Origin of the sequence: Calothrix sp. UHCC 0171, assembly GCF_034931845.1 — a bacterium.
Taxonomy (GTDB): Bacteria; Cyanobacteriota; Cyanobacteriia; order Cyanobacteriales; family Nostocaceae; genus Brunnivagina.
In genome coordinates, this window is the sequence record NZ_JAYGHN010000003.1 from 126,098 (window position 1) to 145,112 (window position 19,015).

17 protein-coding genes are annotated in these 19,015 nt (G+C 41.7%); 8 read left to right on the forward strand and 9 right to left on the reverse strand.

Annotated elements, in window-relative coordinates; translation table 11 throughout:
• Positions 1-25 precede the first annotated feature (25 nt).
• Together VB733_RS03980 and VB733_RS03985 are read left to right on the forward strand one after the other, a co-directional pair.
• On the forward strand, positions 26-658 hold the full coding sequence (locus tag VB733_RS03980) for a pentapeptide repeat-containing protein (protein ID WP_323338819.1): 633 nt from the start codon (positions 26-28) through the stop codon (positions 656-658).
• A 220-nt stretch (positions 659-878) separates the two neighbouring features.
• Positions 879-1,976, forward strand: coding sequence for a WG repeat-containing protein (locus tag VB733_RS03985; protein WP_323338820.1), 1,098 nt, complete (start codon positions 879-881; stop codon positions 1,974-1,976).
• Between the two features lie 135 nt (positions 1,977-2,111).
• Here the strand turns inward: VB733_RS03985 and VB733_RS03990 are convergent, their stop codons facing one another.
• Positions 2,112-2,933, reverse strand: coding sequence for a CPBP family intramembrane glutamic endopeptidase (locus tag VB733_RS03990; protein ID WP_323338821.1), 822 nt, complete (start codon positions 2,931-2,933; stop codon positions 2,112-2,114).
• Between the two features lie 164 nt (positions 2,934-3,097).
• Entirely contained in the window at positions 3,098-3,379 is a 282-nt protein-coding gene (gene clpS, locus VB733_RS03995; protein ID WP_096615873.1) for an ATP-dependent Clp protease adapter ClpS, read from the reverse strand.
• Positions 3,380-3,603: 224 nt separating this feature from the next.
• Here clpS and VB733_RS04000 point away from each other — a divergent pair, with 224 nt between their 5' ends.
• Positions 3,604-3,957 (forward strand): hypothetical protein, encoded by a 354-nt coding sequence (locus VB733_RS04000; protein ID WP_323338822.1) that lies wholly within the window; start codon positions 3,604-3,606, stop codon positions 3,955-3,957.
• A 294-nt stretch (positions 3,958-4,251) separates the two neighbouring features.
• On the opposite strand, the gene VB733_RS04005 is transcribed toward VB733_RS04000, so the two are convergent.
• A complete protein-coding gene (locus tag VB733_RS04005) occupies positions 4,252-4,446 on the reverse strand; it encodes a hypothetical protein (protein WP_323338823.1) in 195 nt (64 codons plus the stop codon).
• A 377-nt stretch (positions 4,447-4,823) separates the two neighbouring features.
• Here VB733_RS04005 and VB733_RS04010 point away from each other — a divergent pair, with 377 nt between their 5' ends.
• Positions 4,824-5,156 (forward strand): STAS domain-containing protein, encoded by a 333-nt coding sequence (locus VB733_RS04010; RefSeq protein ID WP_323338824.1) that lies wholly within the window; start codon positions 4,824-4,826, stop codon positions 5,154-5,156.
• Between the two features lie 145 nt (positions 5,157-5,301).
• Positions 5,302-7,917, forward strand: coding sequence for a TIGR03960 family B12-binding radical SAM protein (locus VB733_RS04015; RefSeq protein ID WP_323338825.1), 2,616 nt, complete (start codon positions 5,302-5,304; stop codon positions 7,915-7,917).
• A 777-nt stretch (positions 7,918-8,694) separates the two neighbouring features.
• On the opposite strand, the gene VB733_RS04020 is transcribed toward VB733_RS04015, so the two are convergent.
• Positions 8,695-8,904, reverse strand: coding sequence for a hypothetical protein (locus VB733_RS04020; protein WP_323338826.1), 210 nt, complete (start codon positions 8,902-8,904; stop codon positions 8,695-8,697).
• Positions 8,905-9,278: 374 nt separating this feature from the next.
• On the opposite strand from VB733_RS04020, the gene VB733_RS04025 reads away from it, so the two are divergent.
• Together VB733_RS04025 and VB733_RS04030 are read left to right on the forward strand one after the other, a co-directional pair.
• Positions 9,279-11,423: an Rne/Rng family ribonuclease gene (locus tag VB733_RS04025; protein ID WP_323338827.1), complete on the forward strand. Its 2,145-nt coding sequence runs from the start codon at positions 9,279-9,281 to the stop codon at positions 11,421-11,423.
• A 32-nt stretch (positions 11,424-11,455) separates the two neighbouring features.
• Entirely contained in the window at positions 11,456-12,118 is a 663-nt protein-coding gene (locus tag VB733_RS04030) for a ribonuclease HII (RefSeq protein WP_323338828.1), read from the forward strand.
• Between the two features lie 58 nt (positions 12,119-12,176).
• Here the strand turns inward: VB733_RS04030 and VB733_RS04035 are convergent, their stop codons facing one another.
• The gene (locus VB733_RS04035) at positions 12,177-12,797 is read right to left on the reverse strand and encodes a DUF1997 domain-containing protein (RefSeq protein ID WP_323338829.1); all 621 of its coding nucleotides are present in this window, start codon (positions 12,795-12,797) and stop codon (positions 12,177-12,179) included.
• Positions 12,798-13,116: 319 nt separating this feature from the next.
• Here VB733_RS04035 and pheA point away from each other — a divergent pair, with 319 nt between their 5' ends.
• Positions 13,117-13,989: a prephenate dehydratase gene (gene pheA / locus VB733_RS04040; RefSeq protein WP_323338830.1), complete on the forward strand. Its 873-nt coding sequence runs from the start codon at positions 13,117-13,119 to the stop codon at positions 13,987-13,989.
• Positions 13,990-14,104: 115 nt separating this feature from the next.
• Here pheA and VB733_RS04045 read toward each other — a convergent pair whose 3' ends face one another.
• The 4 genes from VB733_RS04045 to fusA form a co-directional block, all read right to left on the reverse strand.
• On the reverse strand, positions 14,105-14,752 hold the full coding sequence (locus VB733_RS04045) for an LON peptidase substrate-binding domain-containing protein (protein WP_323338831.1): 648 nt from the start codon (positions 14,750-14,752) through the stop codon (positions 14,105-14,107).
• A 291-nt stretch (positions 14,753-15,043) separates the two neighbouring features.
• The gene (gene rpsJ, locus VB733_RS04050; protein ID WP_010998474.1) at positions 15,044-15,361 is read right to left on the reverse strand and encodes a 30S ribosomal protein S10; all 318 of its coding nucleotides are present in this window, start codon (positions 15,359-15,361) and stop codon (positions 15,044-15,046) included.
• A 182-nt stretch (positions 15,362-15,543) separates the two neighbouring features.
• Positions 15,544-16,773 (reverse strand): elongation factor Tu, encoded by a 1,230-nt coding sequence (gene tuf, locus VB733_RS04055; RefSeq protein ID WP_096615863.1) that lies wholly within the window; start codon positions 16,771-16,773, stop codon positions 15,544-15,546.
• A 26-nt stretch (positions 16,774-16,799) separates the two neighbouring features.
• The gene (gene fusA / locus VB733_RS04060) at positions 16,800-18,878 is read right to left on the reverse strand and encodes an elongation factor G (RefSeq protein ID WP_323338832.1); all 2,079 of its coding nucleotides are present in this window, start codon (positions 18,876-18,878) and stop codon (positions 16,800-16,802) included.
• Between the last annotated feature and the right edge of the window lie 137 nt (positions 18,879-19,015).

Genomic DNA, 19,015 nt, shown 5'->3' on the forward strand with positions numbered 1-19,015 from the left:
CACCGTGTGAGGTATTCTCAAATCTATGAATATCAACGAAATTCGTACTGGAACCCTGAAAAACCTCCCCGGTTCTAATCTAGAAGATGAGGAGTTATCCAACCTTGATTTAAGCCGTGTCAACTTAGCTGGTGCTACCCTAATTGGGGCTAACTTAGCTGCATCCAAACTTGAAGGTGGGCGTTTAGAAGGTGCCAATTTGATGGGTGCTAACTTGCAAGCAACCAACCTACGGGCAAATTTAATGGGTGCGAACCTCATGCAAGCCGATTTAACAGGTGCAGATTTACGCGGTAGCAATTTACGTGGTGCCAATTTGATGGGGGCAAGATTAAGCGATGTTTCCCTGGCTGGTGCTTTTTTAAGCGGTGCGAATTTGATGAATGCCAATTTGCAAGGTGTTGATTTGCGTGGTGCAGATTTGCGTGGTGTAAATCTTACGGGGGCAAATCTTAAGGGTGCAGATATGAGTCGTACGGATTTACAGGGTGCTTTGTTAGGTGAGGCGAATTTAGAAGAAGCTGATTTACGCGGGGCTAATTTAGCGGGGGCTAATTTAGCGGGGGCTAATTTGCTTTGTGCAGAATTGGCAGGAGCTAATTTAAATGGGGTGAATTTGGAAAGGGCTTGTTTGGTGGGAACTTGCCAGGATTCTTGATTGACATTCAGGCATGTATCGCATTCTTAGTCAAATTAGAATTACGTCCCTAATTAAAATAATACCGCGATCGCAACCCTTCCCAGGTCTTGTGATATTGATATAATCACTTCATCAAAAGCAATGTATTAATAGTTACAATTTAATCTCGCTAAAATTACTCAAATATTTTCTTAAAGCTCTGTGCCAAGCTTAAGTTAATATAATTTGCATGTATATCATGGCACAGAATAATAAACGAAAATTACTGAAGCCACTTCAACAAGGGATTATGGCAGTTGTTGTAGCAATCCCCATCGTCGCACCTTTGTCATCGCCAGTGTCACCTACATGGGCAAATACCTCGATAACGATAGAAAATAGCCAGCAAGTACCGAGTATTAAAAATATACGTTATAGAATACCAGCGAAATTTAATCAAAGTTCGGAATTTTCGGAAGGATTAGCACCAATTAAAGTTGGCAAAAAGTACGGCTTTATAAATCGGCGCGGGAAACTTGTTATCCAAGCTAATTTTGAGGAGGTTTTGACTTTTTCTGATGGGTTGGCAGCCGTGAAATTAGATTCAAAGTGGGGTTATATTAATAGACAAGGTAGACTTGTCATTCAACCCCAATTTGATGAACCTAGTTTATTTGAAAATGGTTTAGCGGCAGTAAAAATTGGGAATAAATATGGGTTTATTTGTAAAAAAGGGAAGCTAGTTATTGAACCACAATTTGATGCGGTTACTTCTGCATTTGTGGAAGGATTAGCAACAGTAAAAATTGGTGATAAATATGGCTATATTAATAAAAAAGGTCAAATAGTAATTCCCACACAATTTGAAGATGCTTTGTTCTTTACAAATGGATTAGCAGCAGTTAAATTTGCCCAAAAATGGGGATTTATTAATAAACAAGGTAAATTAGTTATTCAACCTCAGTATGATGCTGCAAATTTATTTGCAGAAGAGTTAACGTCTGTAAAAATAGGTGAAAAATATGGGTTTATCAATCAGCAAGGTACATTGGTAATTCCGGCAAACTTTGATGCTGCCACTCCCTTTCGGGAAGAATTAGCAAGGGTAAAAGTTGGTTCAAAATACGGTTATATCAATAGTAAGGGTGATTTAGTTATTGAACCACAATTTGATGATGCAACAGTTTTTTATGAAGGATTAGCCCCGGTTAAAATAGCTTCCAAGTGGGGTTATATCAATAAAAATGGTAAACTTGTGATTGAACCTCAATTCGATGAAGCACACCATTTTTCCGAAGGATTAGCGAATGTTTGTGCTAGTAGCAAATGCGGATTTATTCGCAATCCTTTAGAGTAATTAGGACTTGCTGTTAACTGATTATTTTCTCAATGCAAATATCCCCGACTTGTTGAGATTCGGGGATAATAAAATCAGTTTATAGAGACTTAGCAGTGCGAAATCTATACAGAAAAAAAATTGTGAATTTTTAACTTAACGTTGAATTTTTCCCCGCATCCATAGAGCTAGAATTCCTAAAAAACTTAACCCCATAACTCCAGCCAAAGGATTATCATTAACACCTGTAACCCAAACAGGAACATTTCCCGTGTATTTAATTAACTTGCCAACATTAACAACATACCAACCCCAAATTAAACCCGCATGAATCCCTATCGACAAACCTAAACGCCCCCGAAAACAACGTTTTGCCCAAATACATAATAATGCCAACAGCAACAATCCCAAAAATTGCGGCGAGGTGCGAATGATTTCGGGAATGGGTTTAATAAAGTGTGATATCGGAAAAATTAATGCACTTGCCCAAAGCACCACCTCAGATTTATAGTCGCGTTCCAACTCATCATATATCCAACCGCGAAAAAATAATTCCTCAGCTAGCGCAGTCCCAAAAGCTGTGGGTATCGCTTCCACAATCAATCGTACAACAGATAAATTTCCTGGCTGCCATTGTAACCAACCGAATGCAGCTTGAGACAAAAACAATAATTGAATGCTAATTAATCCAATCGCTAAACCCCGTAACAGTTCAACACCGTTCTTACGACTAAATTCTAAGCCAAGACGACGATATGTATGAGATTCCTGATGAACAATTTTACCCCAACGTGGCAGGAAAATAAAAAATGCGATCGCCAACAATCCCATTGTTAAAATGGTGACTAAGTTCGCATCATTTATAAGTAAATATATTGGTATAGCAATCGGCAACCATACCGCTAATAAACATAATAGAAGGCTAATTATCCTGATAGGTGCGGGACATTGAGCTAGATAAGCTAAGTTAATTTTCATACCAAGTTATATACAAAATTGCGGAGCTACGAACTTGGCACTTTCGATATTTTGCTTTCAGTGTCGCGTCTCCACAAAAATTATTTTGCTTGAATCTGCTGCAAATGTCACAGAAACTTGGTATTGTCTGTTTCCGAGATTGGATTTGTCAACCCACAAAAATTTTACTCATCTGGCTCAATCGTACTGGTTAAACCATGACTTTTTAAGGTTTCACAATAAAACTCGGCATGTTCTTGAGCGCAAGTGATAACCAAGGCAATACCATTCGTATGGGCTTCCATCATAATGCTCACAGCCTGGGGTTGTGTCAGGCTGGGCACAGTAGTCATGAGGGTTTGTACCACATGCTCCATCGAGTTAAAATCGTCGTTATGGAGCAAAACCCGATACCTAGGGGCTAATTTCCGGGTTGTTGAAGGCTTTTGAATAGTTTCGACTGACACGGTTCTTTTGCTATGAACGTTTTCTTATGACTACAGCAGAGCCTTTGCTCAGATTTTTTCACAGTTTTCCACAATCATCACATTTATTCTATAACATTGATTCTAAAATATATTGCACGACTGGCAAACACAATTGGTTAGGGGGTATGGGAATTTCCCCTCTTTTCCCCTCTAAAATCGAAAATATAGCAATACTCGTGTGACTCTGTGTACGCCCAGTGGATATGGATAATAATCTCAAGTTTCAACAGGGACAAATTTTATTTCTAGAGTGCGGCGACAATCGTTTGTATGTAGAACTTATTCAATTGGTTGTTTCTCGCCAACTTTGCTGGGTACGTCCATTGTTACTAGTCAATTTTGCCGAGGAAGCTATAACAGTTAGCGATTTGCGAAATGCATCTGATTTATTATGGTCTTTACATTCATTTCAAGCTGCTTTGGACACTGAAGTTGTTGAGTTCCTTAGCCAAGTGCTTGTGAAGGAAGCAAAACCAGAACTTGAGCGAGTTGCCAAGCAAAAATTAAATGAGTTTATTCAAAAACTTTGGCTACATATTCAAGATGATTCTAAATAGGTACAGTGGAGTGATGCTGGAATTGAGAAGAGGTTTGTATAATTATGTTCTTATTGGTGGAAAATTATAGCTAAAATCACGTATAAATACGTACGATATAAATCAAAACTCTATGCTAAGGAATTCTACTTAATTCAATTAACTAGTACATTAAAAAAAGTCATGAGTTAGCGGTTGGGTAAAGTCATTATTAGTAGACTTTTCAGCATTTAATAATGGTGTGCTCATTGCCGTCATTATGTACTAGTTTACGCAAAGAATTATCTCCCTGAAAATTAAATCATTCAATTATCATCAACTAGTGGCAACTAATTGGATACGCCCAGCATCCATCTCCGCCATCAATAATTCCAACGCTTCATAGTCAACATCAGAAATATAGCCCAGTGCAGTTAATTCATAATTAATTTCATTTTCAATTTCTGGAGTCAGTTTCTTGATATTCAGAGCCTTTTCTACCAATTGGCGGATAGCATATTTTGTTTGCATAACATTAAACCTAACCTACTTTCATAGTAATTATTCATGTAGTTTTTAGTATAAAAAGTGACTTTGAATAATTTTTTGAGCGATCGCGATCGCAGCTGTTTAGTGAGCTTAAACTATGCTTAATTCCCTCTTAAATTCAGATTAAGCCACAGTCGTTTCTGCTGACTGTGTTATTCTTTGTCGAATGGCAAGTAAAAAAAGTATATTTAAATACATTTCCCTGAATGGTTATAAGAATCTTTAAACTTAGGTCATCTACCAATAAAATTCAGCAAAGAGATTTAATACGAATGGTCGATGCATGGGAAAACAGTTTATGGTCAAATACATCTATCTTTAAAGTTTGCACACTTTAAATAGGTATATAGGATGTAATTATGCAAGCAGTACTTAGTCAAACGAAATTTACAACAGTCGCTCCTCAAGGAAACTTGAATGCGGCAAATGCATTAGAGATTGAACGCGACTTGACAACAATGTTGAGACATGAAGACACTCAGGCTTTATTAGTCAGCTTCCAGGATGTCGAATCCTTCGATAGTGCCGGACTAATGGCACTAGTATCTTCGCTCAAACTTGCCCAAGCTCTAAATAAGCGCTTTAGCCTTTGTTCTGTCTCTTCCGCCCAGAGAATAATTTTTGAACTCACCCAACTCGATCGCGTATTTGAAATACTAGATTTGGAGGCAGAAATCGCCATACTAGATTGACAAACGTAAAATTATTCATAAAAATACCGATCAAAAATACCAACAAGTATAAAAAAGAAGGCTTGAGATATCTTAAGACCCCGAATAAGTGCTAAGTTGGATGTGAATTGCTGTAATTTTGAAACAAGCTAGAAGATAGCAAAACGTGGCTGTTGCAGTACAAGACTTAATCACACCAGATATCCTCAAGCCCGCACGTTACCTAGGTAACGAACTGGGTTCAATTCACAAGCCTTGGCACCAAGCTAAGGTTCGCTGGGTACTAACCTACCCGGAAATTTATGAAGTCGGTGCATCGAATTTAGGGCATGTCATCCTCTATAACATTTTGAATGCTCAACCCCGTCAATTATGCGATCGCGCTTATTTACCAGCAACAGACTTAGCTGCTAAACTGCGGGCAACCCAAACCCCTTTGTTTGCAGTTGAGTCCAAGCGATCGCTCGTTGAATTTGATATCCTAGGGTTTAGCCTCAGTTACGAGCTAGGAGCAACCAATATCCTGGAAATGCTCGATTTAGCTGCAATTCCCCTGACATGGAAAGAACGGGATGCCGGAAACTACCCCCTGATTTTCGCAGGTGGACAAACAGCAACATCGAATCCTGAACCTTACACCGACTTTTTTGATTTTATTGCCTTGGGTGATGGCGAAGAACTGCTGCCGGAAATCGGTTTAGTTTTAGAAGAAGGTAAAGCCGCAGGTTTGAGTCGTGAAGAGTTATTACTCGATTTGGCACAAGTCCCAGGAGTCTATGTACCCAGATTCTACGACTTAACCACAGATGGTTCGGTTCATCCCAACCGCCCTGATGTGCCCCCAAGAATTTTGCGGCGGGTGGCAACTCCAATCCCCGCATACTCCATTGGACTTGTTCCGTACGTGGAAACTGTCCACGACCGCTTGACAATCGAGATTAGACGTGGATGCACGCGAGGATGTCGCTTCTGTCAACCAGGAATGCTCACCCGCCCTGCTCGCGATGTCGAACCTGATAAAGTTGTGGCAGCCATAGATCAGGGAATGCGGGAAACTGGTTATAACGAGTTCTCCCTACTATCGCTATCCTGCTCTGATTATCTTTCCCTGCCCGCAGTCGGAGTAGAAATCAAAAATCGCCTAAAGGATGAAAATATCTCGCTTTCGTTGCCCAGCCAAAGGGTAGATAGGTTTGACGAAAACATTGCTAATATTTTAGGTGGAACCAGGCAAGCTGGTTTAACCTTTGCTCCGGAAGCCGGCACGCAACGGATGCGTGATATTGTCAATAAGGGTTTGACAAATGAAGAATTATTACGTGGCGTGAAAACAGCTTGGGAAAAAGGTTGGGACAAAATCAAGCTGTATTTCATGATTGGTTTACCGGGTGAAACCGATAGTGATGTTCTCGGAATCGTGGAAACAGTTGCTTGGTTACAACGTGAATGCCGCGAGAAAGGAAGAAAGCCACTCAATTTTAACCTGACAATTTCTAATTTTACCCCCAAACCCCATACCCCATTTCAATGGCACTCCGTCGCCGCCGCCGAATTTGAGCGCAAACAAAGATTATTACGTCGAGAATTTCGTCAACTACGCGGTGTAAAAGTCAATTATACCGACGTACGGATTTCCGCAATGGAAGACTTTATTGGACGCGGCGATCGCACTCTTGGTAAAGTTGTCAAAAGAGCCTGGGAACTGGGTGCTGGCATGGATGCTTGGTATGACAGCATAGACAAAGCCTTTGGCGCTTGGGCACAAGCTATTGCCGAAGTTGGTTTATCCTTCAAGTATCGCCAAATCGAAAATGGCGAATGGAATGTATTTAGCGTGCCAGCCAGACAAGAAGAAGGGGAAAATCAAAATCTCCCAATTCTGGATACACCTCTTCCTTGGGATCATATCGACACTGGCATCGAGAAAAAATGGCTACAAGAAGATTTGCAACGTGCCCTTGCAGCCGCTACAGTTCCCGATTGTTCCTTTGACGGTTGTTCCCACTGCGGGGTTTGTGGTACTGACTTTGGTCATAATATTGTCATTGAACCCCCTGCCATCCCTGAATTTATTGGAGATTTTGTCCCCAATACCAACAAAGTACAGCGCTTACGGGTTTGGTTTGGTAAACTTGGGAACATGTCATTAGTCGGGCATTTAGACCTAACGCGATTATTTGATCGTGTTGTGCGACGGGCTGGATTACCAATCGCTTTTACGGGAGGATTCCATCCTAACCCCCGGATTTCTCTGGCTAATGCATTGCCCTTAGGTGCTACCAGTAGTGGTGAAATCGTTGATTTTGAACTCACACAAATTCTTGATCTAGAAAATTTTCGCCAACAACTTGTGCAAGCCTTACCAGAGGAGATACCGATATACAAAGTCGTAGAACTGGATTTAAAAGCACCAGCCGCAACTCAAATTTTAGAAAATGCTGCATATGACATCACAGTCGCCACCATGGAGCAAACAAACCCTGCACAGTGGGAATTATGGATTGATACAATCAAAACCCAAGCAGAATTTTTGTGGGAGCAAACAACAAAATCCGGCAAAACCCATACAGTCAATCTGCGCGATCGCTTGTTTGAATTACAATTAGTTGAAGGTTCAGCCAAAATTAGTGGCGATGCTGTAACACTAAGATATCTAGGTAGTTGTCGTAACGATGGAACCCTGTTGCGCCCAGAACACATCTTGTTTATGCTAGAAAAAGTCGCAGGTAGAGAATTTCAACTCTTACAAGTACATCGACGTACCCTGATTTTGCGGGATTAAATGCGGAGTTAAGCACAAAGAGAGGAAGCACTCAATCTCTTACCCTCAAACCCGACATGAAAGAATTGATTTTTTGCAAGGTTGCGTTAGAATGGGGTGAAGAGAAATTTTCTGACGCTGCATTGAGTGAACTGATTCGTTCCCCTTATATTCAGGGTAGAAGAGCAAAGATTTCAGAGTGTCATTTCTAGGGTTTTTCCCGGATACAAACCGTGTAGATTAGATAGCACTCTCTCACTTACAGCTATTTTTATGAATCAGCCAGCTAAATTACGCTCCGTCAGCAAATCTCGTCATATCTTTTAACAACAATTGCTGAATGTTGAATCCACACTTTATGAGTGCTGTAGGTATTTTTACTAATTCCTGATCGTAAAGGTGCGAAAAATTCTGGAGATGAGGTAGTGACAGTAGCTCAACCTCTGGGAATAGCAAGAGGTTTTCTATTTGCTATTCCCTTTCGGTAAAGTTAAAAGCTAGTTTAAGCTAGAATACTGCTCACGCTGACAGCTTGTACAAGCTAAAAAAATAGCTGCCGAATCCAGGGTTTCCGACTTTGCGGACTGTTATTATCAAGAATGTGCCCCAGGAGAACGGACTAGGAGACCTAAAGCCATGACAAACCTTAACAAATCTAGACAAACTTTCTGGAAAATATAGGTTGACAAAAGGCAAGAACTAGTAGCTGAGTAACTCTGACCAAAAAGATTACCACTGGCGAAAATTAAGCTAAGTAATCTAGAGACTTAACTTTAAGTCTATACAAAACACGGACGGCTAGCCCGTGTCTGGACGTTGAGGGTTAAAGATGAGCCAGTGTGTGGATTTCCCCACTGTCGCCAATGGCGTAACGACATCACCCATAGAAACGTCAACTAAGGAAGGGATGTAAGTATATCCATGAATTAGATAGCAGGAACCCTGAGAACGAATCAAGAATGAGTTTGTATTGATTGGTGGCTTAATGCTGTTATTGCAGTCAGTCACTACTATGACAAGCTTTTTGGCTCTAACGCCTTCTAAAAATCACTTATCCGACAGGACAAGTTTTTACTTCTTGCAACGTACAGAACTTTTGACTTAGACTCTTTTGGATGCAGTATTGCAGTAATAATAACCAAGAGCGAATGATTATTATTGCTGAAACTTTATGCAGCCGTTCTGGAACGTAGGCTTACTAAAGCGTAGTTAGGCAATGCTCCTCGCCAGCAAATGCGCTTGTCATTATGATGTTGATAGCTTCCCCCATTAAGACTGGAACTAAGAACTTGTTATTATTAGCAACAAAAAATGGAAGCCAAGGCAAAGATGGATAAGCAACCTCCAGAATCGTTTGTGCTGCCAATTTTTGAGGAAATTGAATGCCGAAACAAATTATCATAGCCGAGCAGCATCAAATTGCCGCTGTTTTTTCTGAAGATCAAATACAAGAACTTGTAGTCGCCACAGGACATCACCAAATTGGTGATATTTACTTAGGCGTTGTCGAAAATGTGTTACCTGGGATTGATGCTGCATTTGTAAACATTGGCGACCCTGAACGTAATGGTTTTATTCACGTCACTGATTTAGGACCATTACGATTAAAACGCAGTGCTGCCGCAATTACTGAGTTGCTTACACCACAGCAGAAAGTTTTGGTGCAAGTAATGAAGGAGCCTACAGGTACTAAAGGACCAAGACTAACAGGTAATATTACCTTACCAGGTCGTTATGTAGTCTTAATGCCCTATGGAAGAGGCGTAAATTTATCTCGTCGCATCAGAAACGAGAACGAACGTAACCGATTGCGGGCATTAGCAATTCTGATTAAACCTGCGGGTATGGGTTTATTGGTACGTACCGAAGCTGAAGGCAAACCAGAAGAAGCGATTATTGAAGACTTAGAAGCGCTGCAAAAGCAGTGGGAATTAATTCAGCAAGAGGCACAGTCAACCCGTGCCCCAGCATTGCTCAACCGCGACGATGACTTTATTCAGCGCGTCCTCCGGGATATGTATGGCGCAGATGTCAACCGAATTGTAGTGGATTCGAGTACCGGGCTGAAGCGAGTCAAGCAGTACTTGCAAAATTGGAGTGGTGGACAAACTCCCCAAGGATTGTTAATCGATCACCATCGCGATCGCGCACCTATTTTAGAGTATTTCCGCGTCAGTGCGGCAATTAAAGAAGCCCTAAAGCCGAGGGTCGATTTACCTTCAGGCGGTTATATAATTATTGAGCCAACGGAAGCATTAACGGTCATTGATGTCAACTCTGGCTCATTTACCCGTTCGGCAACTGCACGCGAAACCGTACTTTGGACCAACTGCGAAGCCGCAACCGAAATTGCCCGTCAACTACGTCTACGTAATATTGCGGGTGTGATTGTAGTTGATTTTATAGACATGGAATCCAGACGTGACCAATTACATGTCCTTGAACACTTTAATAAAGCCCTGAGAGCAGATAAAGCACGTCCACAAATTGCCCAGTTAACCGAACTAGGTTTGGTGGAGCTAACCCGCAAACGCCAAGGTCAAAATATTTACGAATTGTTCGGGCAAACCTGTCAAACCTGTGGTGGCTTGGGACATGTCGTACATCTACCGGGAGAAACGGAAGCCCGGGTTGCCGCCACTCCCACAGAAATGCCCGAACGGTTCGTTTCACCAATGCTGCAACGAGAAACCCATCGGGAATCCCGGATGCCAGTAGCTCGGATTAACAATGAACCACGGGAAAGCTATCCACGGGAAAGTTATGACTCCTATAACGAAGGATTTGATGCGGAACCAGAGTTTAATTCTTTGAATTTAATTAACCATCCTAGTTATCAAGAACTAGGTGATAAAAACCGTCGTGTCCGCCGCCGTCAACGTATCGGCGGTGGTATAAATGCGGGGAATGGGAAAGAGGAGCCGAGGCTAGCCGGAAGTCCCATACCTTTTGTGAGTGATGCCGACTTTGATAGCGATAGTGATGTGGAGATGGGAGGAACACCCGAACTACCAACCATCGGAGTGGGTAAATCCCATTGGAGCGATCGCGGTGATGCTCAGAAAGGGACACTCTACGATCATCGCACAAAAACAAAGCTCGAACCGATCAAACCAGTTGTCGAACCTCCAGAAATTGTTTCGGTGGAAATGACTACTGATGAACAGGATGTTTACGCATTGATGGGTGTTTCGCCGTTATTGCGCTTAAATCGGGAAGTGAAAAATCCCAAATCCGTAATTATTAACGTGACCCTACCAGGTCAAGGTTCTACTGCACCACCACCCGAACAAGAAGAAACATTTGCACCTGTCGCGTCAGTTCCAATCCCTGCCCCAATTAAAATTAGCAAAGAACCAGAACCCATAATTGAAGAAGTTGAGGACGAAGAGCCAGAACCAGTCAAAATTGAATCAGTGGTTAAGCAAGTAGAAGAAACCATGAGTGCCAGCGATGAGAGTGACTCTGGGACTCCCAATCGTCGTCGTCGTCGTCGTTCTTCTGCCTCTGATGATGCTGATTCCTAGGGTATTTCCTAGGCATTGTATAGATAGCATTTATGGTCAAACAACGGCAGACAACAGATATTGAATTACCTCTATTGCCAACTACATCAAACTGGTTAGAATTATCCACTTTGTCGAATCAGCCAGGACTAATTGCAGGTGTTGATGAAGTTGGACGCGGAGCGTTATTTGGTCCTGTGGTAGCAGCAGCAGTAATATTGCCGCAAAGTGCTTTTTCGGAATTAATCACAGCAGGAATTAATGACAGTAAAAAATTGTCACCATTGCGCCGCAGTATACTCGCGCATCAGATTGGTGCGATCGCCTGCGATTGGAGAATCGGTTTTGCTTCAGTTGCTGAAATTGACCAAATCAACATTTTGCAGGCTTCTTTACTGGCAATGAAAAGGGCTGTACTTAAACTTTCAGTACAGCCAACACTTTGCTTAATTGATGGCAATTATCGTGTGAATGGTTTGTTGATGTCCCAACAAACTATTATTAAGGGTGATTCTTTATCTCTGGCGATCGCTGCCGCAAGTATTATTGCTAAAGTGTGGCGTGATGATTTAATCTGCCGACTGGCTATTAATTATCCACAATACGATTTAGCACGTAATAAAGGTTATGGTAGCCAACGCCATTTAGCAGCTATACAGGAGTACGGAGTTACAAGGTTGCACCGTAAATCTTTTAGTCCCTGCCAAAAGAATTAAGAAGTCAGGAATTAGAATTCAAGAGTGAGAAAGACTATAGAAATCACAATTACCAAGATTAAGGTAAACAAGCCTCTGAGCTTTGACTCCTAATTCCCGACTCTTGACTCGTAGTCATAGTTTTCACCTCACAACTTTGGACATCTTGAGTTTGTAATTCAACCCAATGACAATAGTCTGCAAGTAACTGATGTAATAATCGCTGTTTAATTGTGAGTAAGACGCTTTTTAGTAAACCATTACCAGCTGTTTCCAAAATCGTTTTGGGAGTGAAGCAAAAGGGAGGAGGCAAATCTATTATTACTTGTAGATCTGCTTGACCTTTTAAATGCGTCCCTGTGAACAGTTCTTCAACAGATAAATACCCCTCTAAATTGAGATTGAAGCGTTGGTTAATATACTCAAAACCTATAATTTCACAACCTATTGACTGTAGCCCAATGACTCCATTTGATTTCAGCCAAACTCTCATTTCAACAGTCGGTTGAATGCTTAATGACATGAAAGTAAGCGGTCGCATTTTTAGGCGAAATGTTTCTTCTGAAAGTTGCTTAATTCTGCTGGAGTCAACTAAAGCATTAACTAGACGTTGTGGTTGGCGGAGGTAGTGTTGAATCGGAATTACTTGTTCTGGAACGGCAAGTTCTACAGATTGGGTGCTAATAAACTTAGTCGCCATGGTTTTTTGAAATTACCTTTATGAATATTTTAATATTTTTGATTTAAGATATTTATCGATACCCAGAAAATACTCATCAGCCAACTCTTATTTGACTTTAAAATCAATGAAAAGGCATTATTTCCAAACGCCTCATCAATTTTTGGTCATCAATGCTGGTGATGAGATTACTATCAACCTGAAGAAAATATTGAAAGAATATATCCTTCCCTGTGAAAATTTAGGTTAATTTTGAATTAACAGTAGTGTATCAGAAGATTGAAGCGAATTTTATGAATTAAGTTTGATGAATTAAGTTTGCAATTCAGGCGAGTATAATATGAATCTATCAATCGCACATTTAGGACCTCCAGGAAATTATAGCGAACAGGCGGCTCTGTTTTATATGGACTGGCTGGCGAAGACAACAGTTGAAAATGTTATTTTGTGTCCCTATCCCAGCATTGCCCAATCCATCAAAGCTGTAGCGGAGGGGCAGGCAAAATTAGCCGTAGTACCCGCAGAAAATTCGATTGAAGGTAGCGTGACAATGACAATGGATGCGATGTGGCAGCTAGACAATTTACAAATTAGTTTAGCTTTAGTCATGCCTATCATTCACGTACTGATTTCTTGTGCTACTAGTTTAGAGAACATCCAAACTGTATATTCGCACCCTCAAGCTTTGGCACAATGTCAAAGATGGTTAGAACGTTTTCTTCCGAACGTTCAAACCGTAGCAACTAATTCGACAACCGAAGCACTTCAAAGCCTGGAAGCTGATTTAAGCGCTGCTGCAATCTCTTCACAAAGAGCCGCAAAGCTTTATCACTTACCAATATTAGCTAGGGATATAAATGACAGTCCTGAAAACTGTACTCGTTTTTGGGTAGTGAGTCAAAACAGTAATGTAGAATCATTTTTAACATCCCCAACCAATGCCAGTCATACTTCCTTAGCGTTTAGTGTTCCTGCCAATTTACCTGGGGTGTTAGCAAAAACACTACAAGTATTTGCAAACTTAGGAATTAATCTCAGTCGGATTGAGTCACGTCCAACCAAGCGCTCTTTAGGGGAGTATTTATTTTTCATCGACATTGAAGCAAACATTCACCAACCATTGATGCAGTCAGCATTGCAGGAACTGTTAAATTACACAGAAATCCTGAAAATTTTTGGTAGCTACAATGTATTGCCAACTGATGCAATTTAGGTAGTAGTTATCAGTGATTGATAGTCGCCTGCTGTTAGTTTTTGGGTAACAATTTGAGATTTTAAATAAGCATTATAGCGGAAAATAACAGCTAACAACTCGTTGAAAAGTGTACTTATAATTTCTGGTTAAATGTATCTTTCAGAACGGTGCGAGCAGCTAGATGATTGCGAGTCGAAGTCAAGATTTCTGCTTCCCGTTCTAAACGTGTAACAGTCGATCGCATTTCTAATAATGCTTGCTGTTCCAAAGGTACACCATGTAGATTATGGGCAACCCAGTATGATAGCTCTACTGGTAAATTGGGTAAGTCTTCAGGCAATTCAATATTTTGGTCAGTCAGCTTTGCAGATAAACGCACAACATCCCGTAAAAGTTGTTCGACACCTGTAGCTATGGGCTGTAAGTCCTGGCTTGGGGGTTCGTCTTCAATCCATTCAACTAAACCAACTCGGTAAGGCTTCTCGCGCAAGTATTCGAGAACCCGAAATCTTTGTTGTCCTAATGTCACCATATGCATTCGATCATCTGGTAGACGTTGGTGGTGAATTACTTCTGCACAACAGCCAACGTTGGCGATTTTGCCTTTAATCGGATCAACCATCAATACTCCAAACCTGCGATCGCTTTCCAAAATCGTGTTCATCATGATTCGGTAACGATACTCAAAAATATGCAGGGGTAGAGGTCTGGTGGGAAATAGAACTACTTCCGGTAACGGGAACAGAGGTAGTTCGCGAACTGCAATTTTAGATGAAGCCATTTTTACTCTGGTATAAATTTAATTGTTGATTAGATATCAAGTCTTTAATTTTCCCCGTATTACTCTTAAATCTTATCATTTTGTTTCGCTGCAATTAAAAAGCCCTGAGAAATATTTCTCCAGGCTTTGTAATCATTTACACTATGTATTTTGGTTAGGTACTGATTAATAGTTGCTGGTGAGTTGTTAGTAGTTTTTTGTGGAGAGAGAATAGTTAAAAAGGCGAAACCAATAACTAAAATCTTGCCATCAACTACTAACTATCACTATTAACTATTAGCTCTCAACCAATTACAATTTAACTTCAATATCAACACCAGATGGCAAATCTAACTTCATCAATGCGTCAATCGTTTTAGAAGAAGGTTGGTAAATATCAATGATGCGACGGTGGGTGCGGGTTTCAAAATGTTCTCGTGAGTCTTTATCAACGTGTGGCGATCGCAATACGCAATAAATCTTACGTTTTGTTGGTAGAGGAATCGGACCAATAGCTGTTGCGTTTGTGCGGTTAGCTGTATCGACAATCTTTTCGCAAGAAGTATCTAATAAACGGCGATCAAAGGCTTGCAAACGAATTCTGATTTTTTGTTGTTGTAGCGTTGCCATCTTAAGTTTTCCTGGTTCTACAGATTTGAGATTTTGGATTTTGGATTTTGGATTTAATTTGCAAGTTCAAGTCTTCAAGTTCAAGTCCAAAATCTAGAATCCAAAATAAGATTTGGGGATATAAAAAGAGCAGAGACGTATTATATCATCCCCGCTCTAATATTTAACTAAAAAGCCAAGTGTTATTTAACAATTTTGGAAACAACACCAGCACCAATGGTACGACCGCCTTCACGAATAGCAAAGCGCATACCTTGTTCAATTGCGATCGGGTTAATTAACTTCACAGTCATTTTAATCCGGTCTCCAGGCATAACCATTTCTGCGGCGCTACCGTCATCCGAGGTAAATGCTTCGATGGTTCCAGTCACATCAGTGGTACGTACGTAAAACTGAGGACGATAGCCTGCAAAGAAAGGAGTCTTACGACCACCTTCTTTTTCGGTCAAAACGTATACTTCACCTTCAAAGTCGGTATGAGGGGTGATAGAACCTGGTTTAGCCAAAACCATACCGCGCTCAATTTCTTCTTTCTTCAAACCGCGAAGTAGTAAACCAGCGTTATCACCAGCCATACCTTCTTCGAGGCTCTTCTTGAACATCTCGATCCCAGTTACAGTTGTCGCACGGGTATCTCTAATACCAACTAACTCAACGTTGTCGCCAACTTTGACTTTTCCACGTTCAATCCGTCCAGTAGCAACTGTACCGCGACCAGAGATGGAGAATACGTCTTCTACCGCCATCAGGAAAGGCTTATCAATGTCACGTTCGGGGGTAGGAATGTAAGAATCTACAGCATCCATCAATTCATAGATTTTATCTACCCACTTGTCTTCTCCACGTTGGGTCTTGGGAGCCGCAGTCATTTTTTCCAATGCTTGCAAACCAGAACCTTTGATGATGGGAATATCATCACCAGGGAAATCGTAGCTGCTAAGGAGTTCGCGGACTTCCAATTCTACGAGTTCCAATAGTTCTTCGTCGTCCACCATGTCTTCTTTATTCAAGAAGACAACCAAGCTGGGTACACCTACTTGCTTCGCCAACAGAATGTGTTCGCGAGTTTGGGGCATGGGACCGTCAGCAGCAGAGCAAACCAATATACCACCGTCCATTTGTGCTGCACCAGTGATCATGTTTTTCACATAGTCAGCGTGGCCTGGACAATCTACGTGGGCATAGTGACGATTTTCTGTTTCGTACTCTACGTGCGCGGTATTAATTGTAATACCACGTGCCCGTTCTTCTGGAGCGGCATCAATTTGGTCATAAGCTTTTGCTACTGCATTCCCCAGAGCCGCAAGGGTCATGGTGATAGCTGCGGTTAAAGTGGTTTTACCATGGTCAACGTGACCGATAGTACCAATGTTAACGTGGGGTTTAGTCCGTTCAAACTTTGCGCGTGCCATGAATACTCGTTTCCTTTATCTTTAAGTTATGCGTTCCCTTTGCTTTTAGCGATGATTGCCTCGGCAACATTGCGAGGGACTTCATCGTAATGGCTAAACTCCATTGAGAAGATACCACGACCTTGGGTCTTCGACCGAATGTCAGTAGCGTAGCCAAACATTTCTGCCAATGGGACTTTAGCAGTTACTTTTGCAAGACCCTGTTCCGATCCCATGCCTTCTATTTGTCCGCGACGGGAATTAAGGTCTCCCATCACATCCCCAAGAAAGTTTTCTGGTACTTCTACCTCAACTTTCATCATGGGTTCTAGCAGTACGGGCGAAGCCTTCATCACAGCTTCTTTCATTGCCATGGAACCAGCAATTTTAAAAGCCATTTCTGAAGAGTCTACATCATGGTAAGACCCATCAACCAGAGTTGCTTTAACATCAATCAGGGGATATCCAGCTAAGATACCGGATTCGGTACTTTCTTTCATCCCCGTTTCCGCCGGTCCAATGTACTCTTTAGGTACAGTACCACCAACTATTTTGGAGACAAATTCAAAACCGCTTCCAGGTTCCCCTGGTTGCAGATCGATGACTACGTGACCGTACTGTCCTTTACCACCGCTTTGACGGATGAATTTACCTTCTACTCTAGTTACGGCTTTGCGAATTGTTTCGCGGTAAGCTACCTGTGGTGCGCCCACATTAGCTTCTACCTTAAATTCGCGTAACATCCGGTCTACGAGTATTTCTAGGTGTAGCTCTCCCATTCCGGCAATCACAGTTTGGTTTGTTTCCTGGTCAACGCTAACACGGAAGGTTGGGTCTTCTTCGGAGAGCGATTGCAGAGCCTTGGACAGCTTGTCCATGTCGTTCTTGGTTTTGGGTTCTACCGCCACCGAGATAACCGGCTCTGGGATGAACAGAGATTCTAGGATTACTGGTGAGTTCTCGTCTGTGATTGTATCACCAGTCAATGTATCTTTTAATCCTAGTGCTGCCCCTAAATCACCAGCACGAAGCTCATCTACGTCTTGTCTCTCATCTGCCTTTAATATCACTAGGCGAGAGATTCGTTCTTTCTTTCCTTTCGTCGCATTCAGAACGTAGCTGCCTTTTTTCAAGACTCCTGAATAAACACGCACGAATGTGAGACGACCGTAGGGGTCAGCCATAATCTTGAAGGCGAGTGCAGATAATGGCTCACTGTCATCAGCATGACGCTCAACAGTATCACCATTCGGTAGGGTTCCTTGAATGGCTGGTACTTCTGGGGGGGATGGTAAGTAATCAACAACTGCGTCTAGCAACAGTTGTACGCCTTTGTTTTTGAAGGCAGAACCGCAAAGCATTGGTACAATCTTACCTGTTACGGTTCCTTTACGTAATGCTGTATGAATTTCTTCTTCGGTGAGTTCTTCACCTTCAAAGTACTTATTCATCAGTTCGTCGCTGGTCTCTGATACCGCTTCAATCAACTTGGCGCGGTATTCTGCTACGAGTTCCTGCATGTCTGCGGGAATATCTTCTTCTTGAATATCAGTACCTTTATCATTGGTATAGATGTATGCACGCATCTTTACCAGGTCAACCAATCCTAAAAATTCTGTTTCTGCGCCAATGGGTAATTGGATGGGGATCGCGTTGGTACGGAGGCGATCGCGTACTTGTTCGTAAACTTTATAAAAGTTTGCGCCAGTACGATCCATTTTGTTGATAAAAACAATCCGGGGTACTTTGTAACGGTCTGCTTGTCTCCATACAGTTTCCGTCTGGGGCTGCACGCCACCTACGGAACAAAGAACTGTAATTACACCATCCAATACCCGCATTGAGCGCTCGACTTCAATTGTGAAGTCTACGTGACCGGGAGTATCGATAATGTTTATTTGATGGTCTTTCCAACTAGTGCTAATCGCGGCAGCTGTGATTGTAATACCGCGTTCCCGTTCCTGATCCATCCAGTCGGTAACGGCGGTACCTTCGTGTACTTCACCAATTTTATGAATTATCCCAGAGTAAAATAATATTCTCTCTGTTGTTGTGGTTTTGCCCGCATCTATATGCGCCGCGATACCAATATTGCGTACCCTCTCTAGCGGGATAGTACGTGCCACGGCTCCCTCCTATATTTTTCGCCCATATATTTCGTATATTACACTTTGTTAAGTTTCTATACTTTTACGGAAAACCGCCTTTTTTTGTAAATCCGACATACCGCAAATTCAAGCTCATGCGATATATCGGTTCTCTT

Excerpts from the sequence above, each read along its gene's own strand:
- VB733_RS04005 (WP_323338823.1), bottom strand. The coding sequence starts at position 4,446 with ATGCAAACAAAATATGCTATCCGCCAATTGGTAGAAAAGGCTCTGAAT.
- pheA (WP_323338830.1), top strand. The coding sequence starts at position 13,117 with ATGAATCTATCAATCGCACATTTAGGACCTCCAGGAAATTATAGCGAA.
- VB733_RS03980 (WP_323338819.1), top strand. The coding sequence starts at position 26 with ATGAATATCAACGAAATTCGTACTGGAACCCTGAAAAACCTCCCCGGT.
- tuf (WP_096615863.1), bottom strand. The coding sequence starts at position 16,773 with ATGGCACGCGCAAAGTTTGAACGGACTAAACCCCACGTTAACATTGGT.
- VB733_RS03990 (WP_323338821.1), bottom strand. The coding sequence starts at position 2,933 with ATGAAAATTAACTTAGCTTATCTAGCTCAATGTCCCGCACCTATCAGG.
- rpsJ (WP_010998474.1), bottom strand. The coding sequence starts at position 15,361 with ATGGCAACGCTACAACAACAAAAAATCAGAATTCGTTTGCAAGCCTTT.
- VB733_RS04000 (WP_323338822.1), top strand. The coding sequence starts at position 3,604 with ATGGATAATAATCTCAAGTTTCAACAGGGACAAATTTTATTTCTAGAG.
- VB733_RS03985 (WP_323338820.1), top strand. The coding sequence starts at position 879 with ATGGCACAGAATAATAAACGAAAATTACTGAAGCCACTTCAACAAGGG.
- VB733_RS04025 (WP_323338827.1), top strand. The coding sequence starts at position 9,279 with ATGCCGAAACAAATTATCATAGCCGAGCAGCATCAAATTGCCGCTGTT.
- VB733_RS04030 (WP_323338828.1), top strand. The coding sequence starts at position 11,456 with ATGGTCAAACAACGGCAGACAACAGATATTGAATTACCTCTATTGCCA.
- VB733_RS04010 (WP_323338824.1), top strand. The coding sequence starts at position 4,824 with ATGCAAGCAGTACTTAGTCAAACGAAATTTACAACAGTCGCTCCTCAA.
- VB733_RS04045 (WP_323338831.1), bottom strand. The coding sequence starts at position 14,752 with ATGGCTTCATCTAAAATTGCAGTTCGCGAACTACCTCTGTTCCCGTTA.
- VB733_RS04035 (WP_323338829.1), bottom strand. The coding sequence starts at position 12,797 with ATGGCGACTAAGTTTATTAGCACCCAATCTGTAGAACTTGCCGTTCCA.